Source organism: Burkholderia sp. IMCC1007, from assembly GCF_027257875.1.
Taxonomy (GTDB): domain Bacteria; phylum Pseudomonadota; class Gammaproteobacteria; order Burkholderiales; family Burkholderiaceae; genus Burkholderia.
In genome coordinates, this window is the sequence record NZ_JAPVQY010000017.1 from 94,000 (window position 1) to 111,033 (window position 17,034).

The 17,034-nt window shown below is 65.9% G+C and carries 16 protein-coding genes; 14 read left to right on the top strand and 2 right to left on the bottom strand.

Going from position 1 to position 17,034, the window contains the following annotated elements:
- Positions 1 to 537: 537 nt before the first annotated feature.
- The 14 genes from O1Q03_RS17270 to O1Q03_RS17335 all read left to right on the top strand — a co-directional run bounded on the left by O1Q03_RS17270 (position 538) and on the right by O1Q03_RS17335 (position 13,297).
- The gene (locus tag O1Q03_RS17270; protein WP_269504969.1) at positions 538 to 720 is read left to right on the top strand and encodes a Flp family type IVb pilin; all 183 of its coding nucleotides are present in this window, start codon (positions 538 to 540) and stop codon (positions 718 to 720) included.
- A gap of 80 nt (positions 721 to 800) precedes the next feature.
- Positions 801 to 1,097, top strand: a complete 297-nt coding sequence (locus tag O1Q03_RS17275) for a Flp family type IVb pilin (RefSeq protein WP_332112539.1) — start codon at positions 801 to 803, stop codon at positions 1,095 to 1,097.
- 25 nt (positions 1,098 to 1,122) lie between these two features.
- Positions 1,123 to 1,656 (top strand): A24 family peptidase, encoded by a 534-nt coding sequence (locus O1Q03_RS17280; RefSeq protein ID WP_269504971.1) that lies wholly within the window; start codon positions 1,123 to 1,125, stop codon positions 1,654 to 1,656.
- Positions 1,657 to 1,687: 31 nt separating this feature from the next.
- Positions 1,688 to 3,088, top strand: coding sequence for an ATP-binding protein (locus O1Q03_RS17285; protein ID WP_269504973.1), 1,401 nt, complete (start codon positions 1,688 to 1,690; stop codon positions 3,086 to 3,088).
- Between the two features lie 35 nt (positions 3,089 to 3,123).
- Entirely contained in the window at positions 3,124 to 3,966 is an 843-nt protein-coding gene (gene cpaB, locus O1Q03_RS17290; RefSeq protein WP_269504975.1) for a Flp pilus assembly protein CpaB, read from the top strand.
- 113 nt (positions 3,967 to 4,079) lie between these two features.
- Positions 4,080 to 6,056: a type II and III secretion system protein family protein gene (locus O1Q03_RS17295; RefSeq protein WP_269504976.1), complete on the top strand. Its 1,977-nt coding sequence runs from the start codon at positions 4,080 to 4,082 to the stop codon at positions 6,054 to 6,056.
- A 20-nt stretch (positions 6,057 to 6,076) separates the two neighbouring features.
- Positions 6,077 to 6,373 (top strand): hypothetical protein, encoded by a 297-nt coding sequence (locus O1Q03_RS17300; RefSeq protein ID WP_269504977.1) that lies wholly within the window; start codon positions 6,077 to 6,079, stop codon positions 6,371 to 6,373.
- Between the two features lie 25 nt (positions 6,374 to 6,398).
- Entirely contained in the window at positions 6,399 to 7,670 is a 1,272-nt protein-coding gene (locus O1Q03_RS17305; protein ID WP_269504978.1) for a pilus assembly protein TadG-related protein, read from the top strand.
- A 13-nt stretch (positions 7,671 to 7,683) separates the two neighbouring features.
- The gene (locus O1Q03_RS17310; RefSeq protein WP_269504979.1) at positions 7,684 to 8,217 is read left to right on the top strand and encodes a TadE/TadG family type IV pilus assembly protein; all 534 of its coding nucleotides are present in this window, start codon (positions 7,684 to 7,686) and stop codon (positions 8,215 to 8,217) included.
- Positions 8,214 to 8,657, top strand: coding sequence for a TadE/TadG family type IV pilus assembly protein (locus O1Q03_RS17315; protein WP_269504981.1), 444 nt, complete (start codon positions 8,214 to 8,216; stop codon positions 8,655 to 8,657). Before O1Q03_RS17310 ends, O1Q03_RS17315 begins: the two co-directional genes overlap by 4 nt.
- A 21-nt stretch (positions 8,658 to 8,678) precedes the next feature.
- The gene (locus O1Q03_RS17320) at positions 8,679 to 9,887 is read left to right on the top strand and encodes an AAA family ATPase (RefSeq protein WP_269504982.1); all 1,209 of its coding nucleotides are present in this window, start codon (positions 8,679 to 8,681) and stop codon (positions 9,885 to 9,887) included.
- Positions 9,888 to 9,906: 19 nt separating this feature from the next.
- The gene (locus tag O1Q03_RS17325) at positions 9,907 to 11,274 is read left to right on the top strand and encodes a CpaF family protein (RefSeq protein ID WP_269504983.1); all 1,368 of its coding nucleotides are present in this window, start codon (positions 9,907 to 9,909) and stop codon (positions 11,272 to 11,274) included.
- 33 nt (positions 11,275 to 11,307) lie between these two features.
- Positions 11,308 to 12,285 (top strand): type II secretion system F family protein, encoded by a 978-nt coding sequence (locus tag O1Q03_RS17330; protein ID WP_269504984.1) that lies wholly within the window; start codon positions 11,308 to 11,310, stop codon positions 12,283 to 12,285.
- Positions 12,286 to 12,322: 37 nt separating this feature from the next.
- Positions 12,323 to 13,297, top strand: a complete 975-nt coding sequence (locus tag O1Q03_RS17335; protein WP_269504985.1) for a type II secretion system F family protein — start codon at positions 12,323 to 12,325, stop codon at positions 13,295 to 13,297.
- Between the two features lie 462 nt (positions 13,298 to 13,759).
- Here the strand turns inward: O1Q03_RS17335 and O1Q03_RS17340 are convergent, their stop codons facing one another.
- Both O1Q03_RS17340 and O1Q03_RS17345 read right to left on the bottom strand, forming a co-directional pair.
- Positions 13,760 to 15,016, bottom strand: a complete 1,257-nt coding sequence (locus tag O1Q03_RS17340; RefSeq protein ID WP_269504986.1) for a serine hydrolase domain-containing protein — start codon at positions 15,014 to 15,016, stop codon at positions 13,760 to 13,762.
- Between the two features lie 247 nt (positions 15,017 to 15,263).
- Positions 15,264 to 16,853 (bottom strand): IclR family transcriptional regulator, encoded by a 1,590-nt coding sequence (locus tag O1Q03_RS17345; RefSeq protein WP_269504988.1) that lies wholly within the window; start codon positions 16,851 to 16,853, stop codon positions 15,264 to 15,266.
- Positions 16,854 to 17,034: the final 181 nt, after the last annotated feature.

Here is a 17,034-nt window from a genome sequence, read left to right on the forward strand (position 1 = left end):
ATGGTCCGCACGACAGTCGACGACGTGATGAACAGCCGGTTGACGCAACAGACTCACAAAACCGGACCGAATCACCTGCGGTAAGCAACGGATCGAGGGCGCGTCGGGGAATACGCAGCCCAGGCCTTGAAAGCCGCCAGTAACGTTGACCGATCGAATCAGGCGCCGACAGCGTCACGCAATAAGAATCACATGACAGCATTGGGGAATAAAAATGAAAGACCAGCGCACGTCGCGGCTCGCACGCCGCACTGAATACTTGCAAGACGATCGACGCGTTTGCGTCATCCGTTCAATCCGACTCCATGCACCGGACGGCCGTCATGCCGTTCAGCTCGATCACGATATCTCGACGATCGCGCCGCGCATGCGTTTCGCACGCACCAGCTCACCGACATACGTTCGCCCGGACAGGCCCACACCCTGTCGTGCCGGTTGCTGAACGTCATATCCGAATTCGTTTGTAGTGCCTGTAGCAGCCGCTCCCCTGTCGATCCCGGCAAGGGGAATTTCATAGTAGTCCAAAGGAGAATTGCCATGTTCACGTTCATCCAGAAGATCCGCGGTTTCGCTCAAGACGAGCAAGGCGTGACGGCCATCGAATACGGCCTGATTGCCGCGCTGATCGCAGTCGCGATCCTGACCGCCGTGTCGACGATCGGTAAGGACCTCGCAACGGTCTTCAACGAGATCGCAACCGATTTGAACGCGGTCGTCTGAATGACGGAGCGGCGAACGGTGGGTCCGGCCCGTTCGTCGCCATTCCGTCACGTGTGCAGGGCCGGACACGACACAAGCAGATGTCTGTTGGGATCGCTCGGCGGACGGCTCGGCCGGTGCAGTGCTCGAGCTTTCCCCGCTCTTTTGATCAACCGGAATCGGAGGTCGCCATGCAGGCCAGGATACGTGCCGTTACGCGATGGATCGACGACGAGCAGGGTGTGACGGCGATCGAATATGCGTTGCTCGCGGCAATGTTCGCCTTGGCCGCGCTCGCGAGTGTCGTCACGCTGAGAGACGCGCTTCTCGATGCGTACGGTGCGGTCGTCGACGCGGTCAATACGGCGATGAATATCGCACTGGGCCTGCTGCCCTGATTCTTCCATTCAATCGAGGTTCGCCATGTTGCCTGCCACGCTGCCTTACCCGGTTCCGCTGTGCGTGACGCTGCTCGCGATCGTCGCGGCCAGTACCGACATCACGAGCCGTCGCATTCCGAATCGCGTCATCGCAATCGGCCTCGTCGGTGCGCTGGTCGCGCAGTGCGCACTGCATGGCGTGACGGTGGGCGTACTCACCTGGCTGGCCGGCGCGGCCACCGGTTTCGGCCTGCTGCTGCCGTTTTACCTGCTGCGCGGAATGGCCGCCGGCGACGTGAAGCTGATGCTCGCGATCGGTGCGTGGGTCGGCGCGCACATGGCGTTCTGCATCGTGCTGGCCGCATTCGTGGCCGGCGGGATTGGGGCGCTGGCCTTCGCGTTCGCGCATGGCCGGATGCGCCAGATGCTGACGAATGTCCGGATGCTGATGACAGGTCGCGCCAACGGATCGCGTGCAGGCGGAGACCCCGTCGAGATCGCGTCGGTCGGCACCTTGCCGTATGGCGTCGCGATCGCGGCCGGCACGCTCGGCATGGTGTTCGCGTCGTGCGCATGAACCCGGGAACCGGCTGCGAGGAAGAACCATCATGAACCCGAACCACATCGAACCGAGACGCGACGCCCAGGTTGCACACCTGCCGGATCCGTCGCCGTCGCGGGAAGCGTACACGAAGAAGAGCCAGCAGCTCGCGGCGGCCCCGCGCTCGCTCGCGGAAACCGGACTGAGCCAGGCGTTCGTCGCAGGGCTGGTGCTGAAGTCGACGCTGGTGCTCGGCCGCCCGTCCTACGGCGACCTGATCGAACGGCACTGCCTGCCGCTCGCGGTGCTCGACGACATCTTCGCGTTCCTGGTGCGCGAGCATCTCGTCGAACTGACCCATCGCGGCAAGACCGACCTCGACGTGACGTTCCGCCTGACCGACGCGGGCCGTGTGGCCGCGCTCGAAGAACGTTCGCGCAGCAGTTACAGCGGGCCCGCGCCCGTCACGCTGGACGCGTATCTCGACTGCCTGTCCACCCATTCGGTGCGCAAGTTGCGCGTGTCCCAGAACGACGTGTGGGCCATCTTCGACGGCGTCGTGATGGACACGGCGATCCTCGATTCGGCGGCCGCCGCGCTGAATTCCGGCCGGCCGCTGCTGATCTACGGCCCGGCCGGCAGCGGCAAGACCTTCCTCGCGGAGCGGCTTGGCGCGCTGATGGGCGGCCACGTGCCGGTGCCGCATGCGATCTACGCAGCCGGCGAAGTGATCCAGATCTACGATCCGCTCGTGCATGTCGAAGCGGCGTCGCAGACGGACGGTCAAGCGGTCGATCGCCGCTGGCGCCTCTGCGAGCGGCCGGTCGTGATGTCCGGCGGCGAACTGACGCTCGACGAGCTCGACCTGCGCCGCGACGAAGGCGCCGGCTTCTACCAGGCGCCGCCGCACATGAAGGCGAACATGGGCATGTACATCATCGACGACCTCGGCCGCCAGCGTGTCGAGCCGCGCGATCTGCTCAACCGCTGGCTGCGGCCGCTCGATCGCGGCGTCGATTTCCTGACGCTGGAGTCCGGCAATCGCTTCGTGCTGCCGTTCGATGTCTGGCCGGTGTTCTCGAGCAACCTGGCGCCGGAGCAGTTCGCCGACGACGCGTTCCTGCGCCGGCTCGGTTGCAAGCTTCATGTCGGTGCATTGGCGATCGACCACTACCGTGCGGTGTTCGATGCCGCATGCGAGTCGCTCGGCCTGGTGCCGACGCAGGACGCATTCGACTATCTGCTGCATGGGCTGCATTTGCCGACCGGCAAGGCGTACCTCGCATGCTTTCCGATGGATCTGCTGCGCCTCGTCGCTGCCGGCGCGCGGTATCGCGGCGATCCGCTCGAAGTCACGCATGACGCGCTGCACGACGCATGGGCCAGCTATTTCGGCTCGGCGCCCGAGCGCGACGGCGGATATCTGCCGCCTGCCGAGCACGGCGGTCACACGTATGTAGCCGGTTGAGCCGTTTCTTTCACGATTCGTCGAGGAGCATTGCCATGAAAAACAGTCGAGCGGTCATGATGCTGGTCGTCGCGATGGTCGCGGGGCTTGCCGCGGTCGTGTTCGCGTCCCGCTGGTTGGTGAATACCTCCAGCAGCTCGGTCACGTCGGTCGCGGTGGCGACCACGGATCTGAACCTGGGCGAACCGCTCGGGCCGAACCAGATCCACATGGTGAGCTGGCCGTCGGGCAGCGTGCCGACCGGTGCGTTCACCGACACGAAGGAACTCGAAGGGCGCGTCGTGCGCACGAGCCTCGCGCGCGGCGAGCCGGTGATCGAGTCGAAGCTCGCGCCGGTCGGCACGAAGGGCGGGCTGTCCGCGGTGATCGCCGACGGCAGCCGCGCGATCACGGTGCGCGTGAACGACGTGGTCGGCGTCGCGGGCTTCGCGCTGCCGGGCAACTACGTCGACGTGATCGTCAACACGCAGGCACAGCAGGGCAAGACCGACGGGCAGAGCATCTCCAAGATCGTGCTCGAGCACATCCTCGTGCTCGCCGTCGCGCAGCAGGTCAGCCGTGACGACACGGCGCCGAAGGTCGTCAACGCGGTCACGCTCGAAGTCACGCCGGACCAGGCCGAGCGTCTCGACCTCGCGCGCAGCGTCGGCACGCTGTCTCTCGTGCTGCGCAACCAGGTCGACCAGAAGACGCTGACCACCGACGGCGCGACCAAGCTCACGCTGCTCGGCAAGGCTCCCGTACCCGACGCGCCGGCGCCCGCACCCGAACGCGTGAAGACCGTGCGCGTGCGGGTCGCGTCGCACGTCGCACCGGAAGCGCGCCACGATTGCGTCGGCGTGCTGACGGGGGTGCACGGCAGCGTCGAATGCTTCTGAATTCGTAGAACACATCCAGATAACCAGATTGACCAGATCGGCCGCCGGCAAGGCACGGCGGCCTTGGAAGTCGAAAACCGGCGCATCGCCGGTCACTCGGGGGATCAGACGAAATGAAGATCAATCCGCAACATTCAGGTGCTGGCCCGATGCGCACGCGCATCGCACGGGGCACGATGATGGTCGCGATCCTGTGTGCCGGGACGCTGACCGTATACAGCGCGCTGGCCCAGGAAGGCGCGGAATCGGCCGCGCTGATGAAGGGCGGCGCGAGCGCACCGGCCGCCGTCGCGAAGGGGCCGATGCAGATGACGATCAGCATGGCGCCGGCGGTCGCCGCCGCGCCTGCCGCGTCGGAAGGGCCGCTGCGCGGGCCGAACTGCGTGGGCGCGGTGCGGGAGTCGACCAGCGTCAGCGTGCCGCTCGGCAAGTCGCTGCTGGTGCCGATGCCGGAGCCGGTCCGCAACCGGACCATCGGCAATCCGGCCGTCGCGCAGGCGACGATGGTGTCGCCGCAGACGCTGTATATCCTCGGGCTGTCGGTCGGCACGACCAACATGATCGTGCAGGGTCGCAGCGGTGCATGCCGCGTGATCGACGTGGCGGTCGGCGCGGATGCCGGCGGCCTGCAGGCGTCGCTGATGCAGCTGATGCCGAACGAGCGCGACATTCATGTATCGACCGCCGCCGGCACGATCGTGCTCGCCGGCACCGTGTCGAACTCGCAGGCCGCGCAGCAGGCCGTGCAGATCGCCCGTGCGTACAGCGACAGCGCCGGTGAAGGTGGCGGCGCCAAGGGCGCCGGGGTGCTGAACATGCTGGCCGTCACGTCGCCGCAGCAGGTGATGCTCGAGGTGAAGGTCGCCGAAGTGTCGAAGACGCTGATCAACCAGATGGGCAGCGCGTTCAACATCCAGGGCGGCTTCGGCTCGTGGAGCGGCGCGCTCGTCAGCAACCTGCTCGCGGGTGTTGCGAGCGGCGCGGTGTTCAACAAGGCGAACAACAAGCCGTTCAGCATCGCTGCCGATGTGCAGAACACCGACAACCTCGTCAAGATCCTCGCGGAGCCGAACCTCGTGACGATCAGCGGCCAGGAAGCGACGTTCCTCGCGGGTGGCAAGATCTTCATCCCGGTTCCGCAGAGCAGCGGCAACGGCACGTCGACGATCACGCTGCAGGAAGAGGAGTTCGGCGTCGCGCTGAAGTTTACGCCGACGGTACTCGGAAATGGCCGGATCAGCCTGAAGGTCGCGCCGGAGGTATCGGAGCTGTCGCAGACGGGCGTCACGCTGAGTGCCACCAACGTCGGCGGCACGTCGATCCTGCCGCTGATCACGACCCGGCGCGCGTCGACGACGGTCCAGATGAGCGATGGCGAATCGTTCGCGATCGGCGGCCTGATCAAGGACAACGCGAGCGGCTCGCTGAAGGCGATCCCGGGCGTCGGCGAAGTGCCGGTACTCGGCGCGCTGTTCCGCAGCACGTCGTTCCAGCAGGACCGCACCGAGCTGATCTTCCTGATCACGCCGCACCTGGTGAGGCCGCTGCAGACCGCCGACGTGCCGTTGCCGACGGACAGCTTCTCGAAGCCGAACGAAGCCGACGTGTACGCGACCGGCAATATGGAAGGTCGCAAGGGTGTGCGCGAGCAGGGTACGCAGCCCGCGAACGGCGCAGCGGATGCGCCGCGGACGCCGGCTCCGGCGCCGGCTCCTGCACCGCAATCGGGTGCGCCGGCCGCCTCGTCCGCCGCGCTGCCCGCACCGCGTGCGCCGCACGCAGCCGATGCGCCGGCCCCGGTGCCGGCACAGCCGGAGAAGGCCGCGGCTGCTGCGGCCGACGCGGCAGGGGCGGTGCGTGTCGAGCCGGTGCCGACCGAGCAGCTCAAGTCGGCGCCGCTGACGCAGCCGCAGGCCGATACGGCCAGTGCGGCGCGGATCGCGCGCATCGAGGCCGCTGCCGCGCGCCTCGCGGCGGCCGACGCCGCCACGCCGGCCAAATCCGCGCCGCATTCGCAGCACGGCTTGCCGGCCGCCACGCGTGCGCAGGTCGCACGAGCGAATGCAGGCTCTGAATCCACCGATCGTTGAAGCCATCCAAGGGGAAGCTCATGAAATCCGCCTACCTCGTATTCGCGCGCCGTGCGGCGCTCGCCGTCCCGCTCGCGTTCGCCCTTGCCGGTTGCATGTCGTCGAGCCCGGTGTGGGACAGCCGCTTCGGCGACTCGGTCCGCGCCGTCACGCAAGCCCAGATCATCGATCCGCATGCCGCCGACCACGCGGCATCGCGCCCGGGCGTCGACGGCAGCTCCGCGGCAGCCGCACTCGACAACTACGACAAGTCGTTCAAGGCGCCCGAGCCGAAAGCGAATGCATTCGTGATCGGGATCGGCAAGGCGACGCAGTAACACAGGCACGCTCAGGGAGAACGCCATGTCCAGCGCAGCTCGTCATCCGAAACTCACGCGTCGCGGTATGCGTCGCCAGCAAGGCGCCGTCGCGATCATCGTTGGCCTCGCACTGGCGGTGATGATCGGGTTCGTCGGTCTCGCGCTGGACCTTGGCAAGCTGTACGTCACGCGCAGCGAACTGCAGAACAGCGCCGACGCATGCGCGCTGTCCGCTGCGCGCGACCTGACTTCGGCCATCAGCCTGCAGGTCGCGGAAGCGGACGGCATTGCGGCCGGCCACTCGAATTTCGCGTTCTTTCAGCAGAACGCGGTACAGATGCAGACGGATTCGAACGTGACGTTCAGCGATTCGCTGACCAATCCGTTCCTGACCAAGACGGCGGTCGCCACGCCGGCGAACATCAAGTATGTGAAGTGCACCGCCCAGTTGACCAACATCGCGCACTGGTTCATCGAGGTGCTCAATACGATTCCCGGCGTGCAGGTCGCGAACGCGGCGCAGGTCTCGGCGAGTGCGATCGCGACGGTGGGCGCGGGGCAGACGACCTGTGCGATTCCGGTGTTCGTGTGTCGTGCGGCGGCCAGCGCGCCGTATAAGGTCGGCGACTGGATCTCGTCGCCGTCCGGCTCGTCGACGACGTACGGGCCCGGCAACTTCGGTTGGGCGGCGCTCGACGGTTCGACGGACGAACCGACCATCGCCAACGAACTGTCGGGCAATACCTGCAACATCACGTCGCCGCCCACCCTCGGTTCGACGGGCCTGAAGGCCGCGTCGCTGCGCGCGTGGAATACCCGCTTCGGCATCTATACGAACGGCGCCAACGGTTCGAGCGGCCAGCCGGACTTCACCGGCTACGCGTACGTCGGCCCCAACTACGGACCGCCGGGAACCGCGGGCATCGTCGGCGACGCGTACACGCAGTTCGTGCTCGATCGCGCGGGCTTCAAGTCCTACCAGGGCGACGGCACGCCGCCGAGCGGCAGCGGCATCGCGACCAACGGGTCCTACCCGGCCAGCAACTACCAGACGTTCGGCGGCGACCGCCGGGTCGCGCTTGCCCCCGAGGGCGACTGCTCGACGCTGAACGGGGCAAGCAACCAGCTGACCGTCACGCAGTGGGACTGCGTGCTGATGCTCGATCCGCTGCCGTTCAGCCCGGGCGCCGGTGGGGTCGTCGCGCATCTCGAATTCCTCGGCTCGGCGTCGTCCGGCAACACGCCTTGCGCGACACACGGTTTGCCGGGCAGCGGCAGCTCGGTCGGCCTCAAGGTGCCGATGCTCGTTCAATAGAGGAGACGCGATCATGAACAGGCTCCCGATTCGCCGGTCACGCATGCGCGGTGTCGCCGCGGTCGAATTCGCGCTCGTACTGATGCCGATGGTGGTACTTGCGACGGGCGTGGCCGAGTTCGGCCGCGCGATCTACCAGTACGAGACGCTGACCAAGGCGACGCGCAACGCGGCGCGCTACCTGTCGGTCTATCTGCCGAGCGACAGCGCGTATCCGCTCGCGGCGGCGCAGTGCCTGGTCGTCTACGGCAACACGACCTGCGGCGCTGCCGGCACCGAGCTGGTGCCGGGGCTCACGACGTCGATGGTGATCGTCTGCGATGCCGCGCATTCGACCGATTGCGGCGACGCATCCGATCCGCCGCAGTTCGCGAACCTGCCGACCTACGACTCGACCAACAACTCGGCAAGCGGCACGGCGACCGGCAGCATCAACGTCGTCGAGGTGAAGGTGAAGGGCTATCAGTACCAGCCGATTCCGGCGTACCCGGGGTTGTCCTCGATCACCTTCGGCAACATCGTCACCGTGATGAGGCAAGTGTCATGAATACGCGCCCCCTTCCGCCGTCGCGCCGCCGCGGCCAACGCGGCGCGACGATCGTCGAGTTCGCGCTGATCGCGTCGATGCTGATCATGCTGCTGATCGGCGTGTTCGAATTCGGGCGCGTGCTGTTCTACTGGAACACAGCGAGCGAGGCCTTGCGGCTCGGCGCCCGTACCGCGATCGTCTGCGACGTGAATGCCGCCGGCGTCGTGAAGCGCGTGAAGTCGCTGTTGCCGATCCTGGCGAACTCGAACGTGTCGGTGAGCTACTCGCCGACGGGTTGCGACGTGAGTTCCTGCTCGTTCGTGACCGTGAGCGTCACCAACGTCAACGTCAGGACGATGATTCCGATCGCGAACTTCGCGATCAAGATGCCGCCGTTCACCACCACGCTGCCGCGGGAAAGCCTGAATTCCGCGACGGGTGGCACCGCCTGTCAATAACTGAATCGACGAGGCACCGTCATGATCAATATCCTCGTAGCTTCCGACGATACGGCCCGGCTCACGCAAATCGCGCGCCTCGTCAGCGACAGCGGACGCTATCGCGTGACCCGCGCGGCCGGCCGACCGTCGCAGATCGAGCACCGCACCGACGGACTCGACGCCTTCGACGTCCTGCTGGTCGACGGCGCGACGGCCGATGCGGCCGAGCTGTCCGCGGTCGAGCGAATCTGCCGGCTGCACCCGGGCCTGACCGGCATCCTGGTGACCGCCGATGCATCGCCGGGCGTGTTGCTGGAAGCGATGCGCGCCGGCGTGCGCGATGTGCTTCAGTGGCCGCTCGACCCCGCCATGCTCGCCCGTGCGCTCGAACGTGCCGCCGCGCAAAGCACGCGGCGCGATGCAGACGATACGCGCTTCGTGTCGTTCATGTCGTGCAAGGGTGGTGCGGGCACGAGCTTCGCGGCGAGCAACGTCGCGTACGAGATCGCCGAAGGACACAAGCGCCGTGTGCTGCTGGTCGATCTGAACCAGCAGTTCGCGGATGCCGCATTCCTCGTCAGTGACGAGACGCCGCCGTCGACGCTGCCGCAACTGTGCGCGCAGATCGAGCGGCTCGACGGCCCGTTCCTCGACGCGAGCGTCGCGCACGTGACGCCGACGTTCCACGTGCTCGCGGGCGCGGGTGATCCGGTCAAGGCCGCGGAGATGCGCGAGGACGCGCTCGAATGGATCCTCGGCGTCGCGTCGCCGCGCTACGACTTCGTGATCTTCGACATCGGCGTGAGCATCAATCCGCTGTCGATCGTCGCGCTGGATCGCAGCGACCAGATCCAGCTCGTGCTGCAGCCCGCGATGCCGCACGTGCGCGCGGGCCGCCGGCTGCTCGAGATTCTCGTGTCGCTCGGCTACTCGACCGACCAGATGCGGCTCGTGGTGAACCGGCTGACTCGCGCGGGCGAACGCACCCGCACCGCGCTCGAGGAAGTGCTCGGCCTGCACGCCAGCTGCACGATTCCCGACGATGCCGAGACCGTGCGCGAAGCGCTCGACCAGGGCAATCCGGCCTCGCGTGTCGCACGCGGCGCCGCGGTGACGCGTGCGCTGCAGGCCTGCGCGAAGCAGATCGTCGAAGGCGACGTGCGCCACTCGCACGGTGCGGTCAGCAGCGAACCGTTGATGTCCCGGCTGTTCGGCCGCAAGGCCACGCCGAAGCTCAAGTCCATGTAAATCTCTCGGGGAAACCATCATGTCATTGCGCGAACAGATGTCCTTGTATCGGGCTCAGCCGCAGGCGGCTGGCACCGAACCGGTTGCGTCGACGCACTCGTCGGTACGCGATGCTTATCAGAAGCTGCGCCGTGAAATTCACCTGGCGGTGCTCGAGCGGGTCGAGCTGGAGCGCCTGTCGCGCATGCCGCAGGATCAGATCCGGCAGGAAATCGCCGCGCTGATTTCGCGGATTCTCGACGAGGACCGGATGCCGGCGAACGACATCGAGCGGCGCCAGCTCGCGATCGACATCTACGACGAGATGTTCGGCTTCGGTCCGCTCGAACCGTTGCTGCGCGACCCCGGTATCTCCGACATTCTCGTGAACACCTGCCGGCAGGTCTATGTCGAGCGCTGCGGCCAGCTGGAGCTGACCGACGTGACGTTCTACGACGACGCGCACCTGATGAAGGTGATCGAGAAGATCGTGTCGCGGGTCGGGCGCCGCATCGACGAATCGAGCCCGATGGTCGACGCGCGGCTGCCGGACGGCTCGCGCGTGAACGCGATCATCCCGCCGTCGGCGATCGACGGGCCGCTGATGTCGATCCGTCGTTTCGCGGTCAACCCGCTGAAGATGGACGACCTCGTCAGTTACCAGAGTCTCACGCCGCCGATGGCCGAGCTGCTCGATGCACTCGCCCGCGCGAAAGTGAACGTGCTGGTGTCGGGCGGTACCGGCAGCGGCAAGACGACGCTGCTCAACATCCTGTCGGGCTTCATTCCGCGCTCGGAACGGATCGTGACGATCGAGGATGCGGCCGAGCTGCAGCTGCAGCAGCCGCACGTGCTGCGGCTCGAGACGCGGCCGCCGAACATCGAGGGCAAGGGCGAGATCACGCAGCGTACGCTCGTGCGCAATGCGCTGCGGATGCGGCCGGACCGAATCATCCTCGGCGAAGTGCGCGGCGCGGAAGCGCTCGACATGCTCAATGCGATGAACACCGGCCATGAAGGTTCGCTCGCGACGATCCACGCGAACACGCCGCGCGATGCGCTCACGCGGCTCGAGAACATGATCAGCGTCGGCGGCCTGACGCTGCCGCCGAAGACGATGCGCCAGCAGATCGCGTCGGCAATCTCGGTGGTGGTCCAGGCGACGCGGCTCACCGACGGCAAGCGCAAGATCGTCAGCATCCAGGAGCTGACCGGGATGGAAGGCGACATCATCAACATGCAGGAGATCTTCACGTTCAAGCGCAGCGGCATGGATCGCGACGGCACGGTGCGCGGACACTTCTGCGCGACCGGCGTGCGGCCGAAGTTCGCCGAGCGGCTGCAGGCGTTCGGCATCAACCTGCCGGATTCGCTGTACGACCCGTCCCGGCACTACGAGACGAACTGACGGGCGGCCGCTGTCCGATCCTGGGGAGGCGACATGGACTCGATCTTTTACGGTTTTGTGATTCTCACCTTCATCGCGGTCGTGCTCACGATCGAAGGCGCCTATCAATGGTGGAACGCGCGGCACGGCGCGGCCGCGCGCCGGATCGAGTCGCGGCTGCGCGCGATGTCGGCCGGCGGCAACGTGCAGGAGGAGCGGCTGTCGATCCTCAAGAAGCGGATGCTCGACGAGTCGAAGCCGTTCGACCGGCTGCTGATGCGGGTGCCGCGCATCCAGGCGCTTGACCTGATGCTGCAGCAGTCGGGCCTCGACTGGAGCGTCGCGAAGCTGGCGACGCTGACTGCCGCGTTTCCGGCGGCGGTGGCCCTGATCCTGAGCGTTACCCCGTTGCCGATGCTCGTCGTGCCGCTCGTTGCGCTGCTGTCCGCGTGCCTGCCGGCGCTGTACCTGACGCGCCATCGCAACCGGCGGATGGCCAAGCTGCAGCGGCAGCTGCCGGACATCTGCGACATGATCGCGCGCGCGTTGCGTTCCGGCCATTCGTTCACGAGCGCGCTCGGGATGGTCGGCGAGGAGTTTCCCGACCCGATGGGCGGCGAGTTCCGGATCACGTTCGACGAGATCAACTACGGCGTGTCGCTGCACGATGCGCTGGTGAACCTCGCGACGCGCGTGCCGGCGCAAGATCTGCGCTACTTCGTGATCGCGGTGCTGATCCAGCGCGAGACCGGCGGCAATCTCGCGGAACTGCTCGACGGCATCGCGTCGCTGGTGCGCGAACGCTTCAAGCTGTTCGACAAGGTCCGCGTGCTGTCGGCAGAAGGGCGGCTGTCGGCCTGGATCCTCGGGCTGCTGCCGTTCGGCACCGCCGCCGTGATGGCGCTGGTGAACCGCGAGTTTCTGTCCGTGCTCTGGACCGACCCGGCGGGGATCAAGATGGTCGGCACCCTGATGGTGTCGATGCTCATGGGTCTCTTCTGGATTCGCCGCATCATCCGGATTCGCGTCTGACGCGCGTCACAGGCTTCACGAACCTTTCGAGGTTGTCATGCAAAACCTGAGCGTAGTACATACCGTGATGCTGGCCGGCCTGTTCATCTTCGTGGCCGGCGGCGTGCTCGTCGCGATGCTGGTGTTCGCGCCGCGCAACATGCAACGCCGGATCCAGCAGGCGGGCGGGGCCGCCGTGGGTGTCGGCATCGGCGCGTCCGACGGCGGCGAATCGACCCCGCGCTGGGTCGAGAAGCTCGTCGAGATGTCGAAGCCGATTTCGAAGCTGTCGTTGCCGCAGGACGGCTGGGAGAACTCTCCGCTGCGTGTGCGGTTGATGAATGCCGGATGGCGCGATTCGAACGCGGCGGCGCTGTATTTCACGGCGAAGACGCTGCTGGCACTCGCGCTGCCATGCGCCGCGCTGCTCGCGCTGATCACCACGCGGCTCGCGGAACAGCGCATGCTGCTGTCGTTCATCCTCGTCGCGCTGGCCGGGATCGGCTACTACGTGCCGAACCTGATCCTGTCGCGGCGGATCGCGGCGCGGCAGCGGGCGATCTTCGAGGACTTTCCGGATGCACTCGATCTGCTGACGGTGTGCGTCGAAGCGGGGCTCGGGCTCGACGCCGGATTGATGAGGGTGAGCGAGGAACTGCGCTTTCGCAGCGAAGTGGTCGCGAGCGAGTTCGACCTGCTGCTGCTCGAAATGCGTTCCGGGTTCACGAAGGAAACCGCGCTGCGCAATCTGGCGCTGCGGACCGGTGTCGAGGACATCGAGTCGTTCTGCGCGATGCTGATCCAGGCCGATCGCTTTGGCACGAGCATCGCCGAATCGCTGCGCGTGCTGTCGGACATGCTGCGTACGCGGCGCCGGATGCGCGCCGAGGAGCGGGCCGCGAAGATCGCGCTGAAGCTGCTGTTCCCGCTGATCTTCTGCATCTTCCCCGCGCTGATGTGCGTGTTGCTCGGGCCGGCGATGATTCACGTGTATCGCGTGTTGCTGCCGACCTTCGTCGGCATGTCGCAGTGAGCATCCCGAGCGACCGCATGTGACGGACGTAACGGGAGCAACGGAATTCGTGTGTCGGCTCGGCAGCACCGCCTGGCCGGCACGACCACCGTCTTCATGGGAGGCTCCTTCTCCCCCCCGGGCGGCGTCGCGAGACAGGTTGATCATAGCGGCGTCAATGCAACCCGGACCCATGGTCGACCCTGGACACAGCCGTAGTCCACTGCCCGCGCGGGTGGCCCCCTACGGCTATCGATGCAACCGCAGGCAAGCAACCGACCGTGACGGAACGAGGCCCGTACGACCTCGTTCGCGTTACCGGCCGGCGTCTCGGCAGTCTCCGTGAGTCGCTGATCGACCGCGCGATGCACGGCGGGCGCGCAGACGACGTTCCGCACATCGAATTCTGCCCGGTGCTGTCCGCCGGCGTCGCGTGTCAATACGCCGCTCGCTCGTCGTCCGCAAGCAGCAACACGCTCCCCGTCACGGCCGCCCCTCGCTCGGTACGTCCGCTGCCTTGCTGAGCTCGCCCATGATGATCCGCGCGATCTGGTTGGCCGGTGCGTGTCCGTCGGGAGCGGCCGCCGTGTTCGTCCACGTGACGATCGTCGTCTGCGTGAGCGGATCGTAGCCCGCAAAGGTATTGAAACCCGGTATTTCGCCGGTATGCCCGTAAAACGTGCCGAACTTCGCGAGCCCCATGCAGTAACTCGCCGCCGCCGGATCCGACGGATCGGTCGACGTGCAGCTCGCGAGCCGCTGCGCCTGCAGGTCGGCATTCAGGTATCCGCCGCCGACCATCCGCTGCACGTATGCGCCCAGCTCCGTCGCGGTCGAGATCCCGGAGCCGGCCGTCCAGGCCCACGACGTATTGACGGTCGTCACGTCGGTCGGCTGCAGCGTGCCGTTCGCGGCGGCCGCCTGGCGTGCCGGCGACAGCGCATCGCTGTCGATCGTCTCGGTATTGGTGCCCCACTGGTAACCGTGCGGCGCCGGCGCGGGCAGCGCCGTATTGTCCTGCGGCGGCAGCGAGGTTTCCGTCAGGCCGAGCGGCGCGAACAGACGCGTCCGGATCGCATCGGCGGCGCTCATGCCGGTGAGCTGTTCGATGATCAGGCCGAGCAGCACCGTATTCGTGTTCGAGTAGCGAAAGTCCGCGCCCGGCGCGAAATAGACGGGCTGGTTCTCCGCGATGCTCAACAGTTCGCCGGTGGTCCACACCTTGTCCGGCTGCGCATCGAGCGTCTGGTTGAACGCGAGACTCGTCGAGTAGTTGTAGAGGCCGCTGCGCATCGTCAGCAACTGCTCGATCGTGATCGAGTCGCCGTTCGGCACGTTCGCGACGTACTGGCTGACGTGATCGGTCAGCTTCAGTTTGCCCTCCTGGACGAGTTGCAGGATCACGGTGCCCGTCCAGGTCTTCGTCACGCTGCCGATGCGAAAATGCGCGTTCGTCGGAATCGGCGTATTGGTGCCGCGCACGGCGGTGCCGAACGACGCGAGCCAGTTGCCGTGCGGCGACTGCACATAGACGACCGCGCCGGGCGTCATCGTCTGCGCGAGCAACGCGTTGATCTGCGGGCGCGCCTCGGTCGCGTAAGCCGGTTCGTCGGAGTTGACGTCGCCGCCGCAGGCGGTGACGGCGATGCCGACGGCCAGCGCCGGCGCAAGTGCCGCCACGCGATGCATCAGCCGCTTCGTGGCGCGCGGGAAAAGCGGGGGAGGAGCAAAAGTTGTCATCGCGTGTTCCCTTCCTGTTCGTGATGCGTTGGCCTCCTTGCCATCTCCAGAACTATAGGACACGCATCCCGCGGCGAACGATGCGTTTATTCGTCGGATGAATGGGTGCGGGGAGGCGGGCCGGGTTCGCGCGTCACGGGAAGTGATGACGTCACGCAGCGCCATTCGCGTGCCTGCGGCCAGTTCGCATGAACGGTCTGGCCGGCCTGCGGCGCGACCCATCTGAGCAATACACGAGCACCTCTACCTAATTGAATATCGACCGCGAGTAGGCAAGCAAAGGCGGGGCAACCTCGCTTTCCAGTCGCGCAACGTTCCAATCGCGTCGCGGAGCGGAAACCACGATTGCGCCGAGCGCGCACCCGTTGGAATCGAAGACGGGCGCGGCGATATTGACTTCATCTGGAATGGATTGCTGATCGGTAAATGCATATCCCTTTTCGCGCGCCGTCATGATGCGTTCGCGCAGCATCGATTTATCCATGATCGTAAAGGGCGTCGTTGGCTTCACCTCGATACTCGAGAGCATCATGTCCAATTCCGTGTCCGAACGCGTCGACAATATGGCCAGGCCGCCGGAGGTCGAAAGTGTCGGGAGTCTGCGGCCAACGAACGCTGTCCGAAAATGGCTGTGGGGATGGCTCTGCACATGAAGCAGGTGGACGATTTCCGAGCCCGCGAGCACACAGAACGAGCAACGCAATCCGCATTCGTCGCGCAGTTGCACAAGACGCGGCCAGACTGCCTTGATGGTGTGGTCGCTCATCTGGAAGCGGAACAGCAAATCGAGCGTCTTGACACTCAGGCGGAACGTTTTCAGACGCGGGTCCTTTTCGATATAGCCGCATGCGATCAGGGTGTCGACGACCCGTTGGACCGTCGCGACCGGCAACCCGGTCAACCGGTGCAGCTCGGTCAGCGTCATGACCGAACGAGTCGGCGAGAAGCTTTCCAGTACGAACAATCCGCGTGCCACGGATTCGATGAAGAGCGGATCGGCATCGTTTTCCGAAATGGGCGGCGTGGCAATGCGCTCCTCGGCAGGCCGGGAGAGTGCGCGCGCCCAGGGCTGGATTCTCAATTGCGACAGCGCATGCGCGGTATTGAGGACGGGGAGCACGAACTGCGTCGTCAGCTCGTTCCCGCTTTTCTCGCCGAATCTTCCCGAAATAGAGACAGCCGCAAGAGAGTGTCCGTCCGCATCCAGGACGGCCGCGCTGATCGTCGATTCGTCATGCGGGTTGAGTCCGGGTTCGTAGACGTAACCGGCTTTGGCCGCCGTCTTGAGCGCGAGTACCCAACGATGCCGCTCGTCGGCCGTGGCGTCGGAGCGCTGGCTCGCCGACAGCGATGCCACGCAATCCGCAAACGATTTCTCCGGCCCGCACGCGAGCATCGCCATTCCCGGCGCTGACGTGAGGGCATACAGGCGCTCGCCGATCGGCACCATGGCGCGCGAGTGTGCGGCCGACGGGATGCGCGAAATATTGATCACGTCGTCGCCCTGCCTGACCCACAGGTCCGCACGCATGTGAGTTTGCGCGCTCAACTCCACCAATGCCGGGACGGCCAGATCGATCAGATTGCTGGTCGACAGAAAGGTGTGGGCCATGTACGCGTTTCGATACGTCATCGACAACGCGGACGACACCGGATCGCGACGCAGGTACCCACATTTCTCGAGCGTGTGCGCGACACGCTGAGCGCTGCTGCGATTCATTCCGGTGGCTTCGGCCAGTTCGGCGATGCGCAGGTCCGGCGTGGCTGGCCCGAAGGCTTCCAATGCTGCCAGCGCCTTCTCGAGCGTTCCGATTCGGGCGCGACGGTCTTCACTCACTAGGGATTCCCCTCAAATGCAGAAAAAGCATTGACACCGACTTTTGACCGTAAAATGATTGTAAAAATCGTATTGCGAGTATGGTAATCGGATGGCGGTAAAAAGTAAAGTTTTTCGAGATATTCGAGGAGCAACATCGTGTCGATCTTCATGAAACGGGCGCACCGGCCTGCATCTCGGT

Bases quoted from the DNA above. Each gene is read 5' to 3' on its own strand.
- O1Q03_RS17270 (WP_269504969.1), top strand. From the start codon at position 538: ATGTTCACGTTCATCCAGAAGATCCGCGGTTTCGCTCAAGACGAGCAA.
- O1Q03_RS17275 (WP_332112539.1), top strand. From the start codon at position 801: ATGTCTGTTGGGATCGCTCGGCGGACGGCTCGGCCGGTGCAGTGCTCG.
- O1Q03_RS17280 (WP_269504971.1), top strand. From the start codon at position 1,123: ATGTTGCCTGCCACGCTGCCTTACCCGGTTCCGCTGTGCGTGACGCTG.
- O1Q03_RS17285 (WP_269504973.1), top strand. From the start codon at position 1,688: ATGAACCCGAACCACATCGAACCGAGACGCGACGCCCAGGTTGCACAC.
- cpaB (WP_269504975.1), top strand. From the start codon at position 3,124: ATGAAAAACAGTCGAGCGGTCATGATGCTGGTCGTCGCGATGGTCGCG.
- O1Q03_RS17295 (WP_269504976.1), top strand. From the start codon at position 4,080: ATGAAGATCAATCCGCAACATTCAGGTGCTGGCCCGATGCGCACGCGC.
- O1Q03_RS17300 (WP_269504977.1), top strand. From the start codon at position 6,077: ATGAAATCCGCCTACCTCGTATTCGCGCGCCGTGCGGCGCTCGCCGTC.
- O1Q03_RS17305 (WP_269504978.1), top strand. From the start codon at position 6,399: ATGTCCAGCGCAGCTCGTCATCCGAAACTCACGCGTCGCGGTATGCGT.
- O1Q03_RS17310 (WP_269504979.1), top strand. From the start codon at position 7,684: ATGAACAGGCTCCCGATTCGCCGGTCACGCATGCGCGGTGTCGCCGCG.
- O1Q03_RS17315 (WP_269504981.1), top strand. From the start codon at position 8,214: ATGAATACGCGCCCCCTTCCGCCGTCGCGCCGCCGCGGCCAACGCGGC.
- O1Q03_RS17320 (WP_269504982.1), top strand. From the start codon at position 8,679: ATGATCAATATCCTCGTAGCTTCCGACGATACGGCCCGGCTCACGCAA.
- O1Q03_RS17325 (WP_269504983.1), top strand. From the start codon at position 9,907: ATGTCATTGCGCGAACAGATGTCCTTGTATCGGGCTCAGCCGCAGGCG.
- O1Q03_RS17330 (WP_269504984.1), top strand. From the start codon at position 11,308: ATGGACTCGATCTTTTACGGTTTTGTGATTCTCACCTTCATCGCGGTC.
- O1Q03_RS17335 (WP_269504985.1), top strand. From the start codon at position 12,323: ATGCAAAACCTGAGCGTAGTACATACCGTGATGCTGGCCGGCCTGTTC.
- O1Q03_RS17340 (WP_269504986.1), bottom strand. From the start codon at position 15,016: ATGACAACTTTTGCTCCTCCCCCGCTTTTCCCGCGCGCCACGAAGCGG.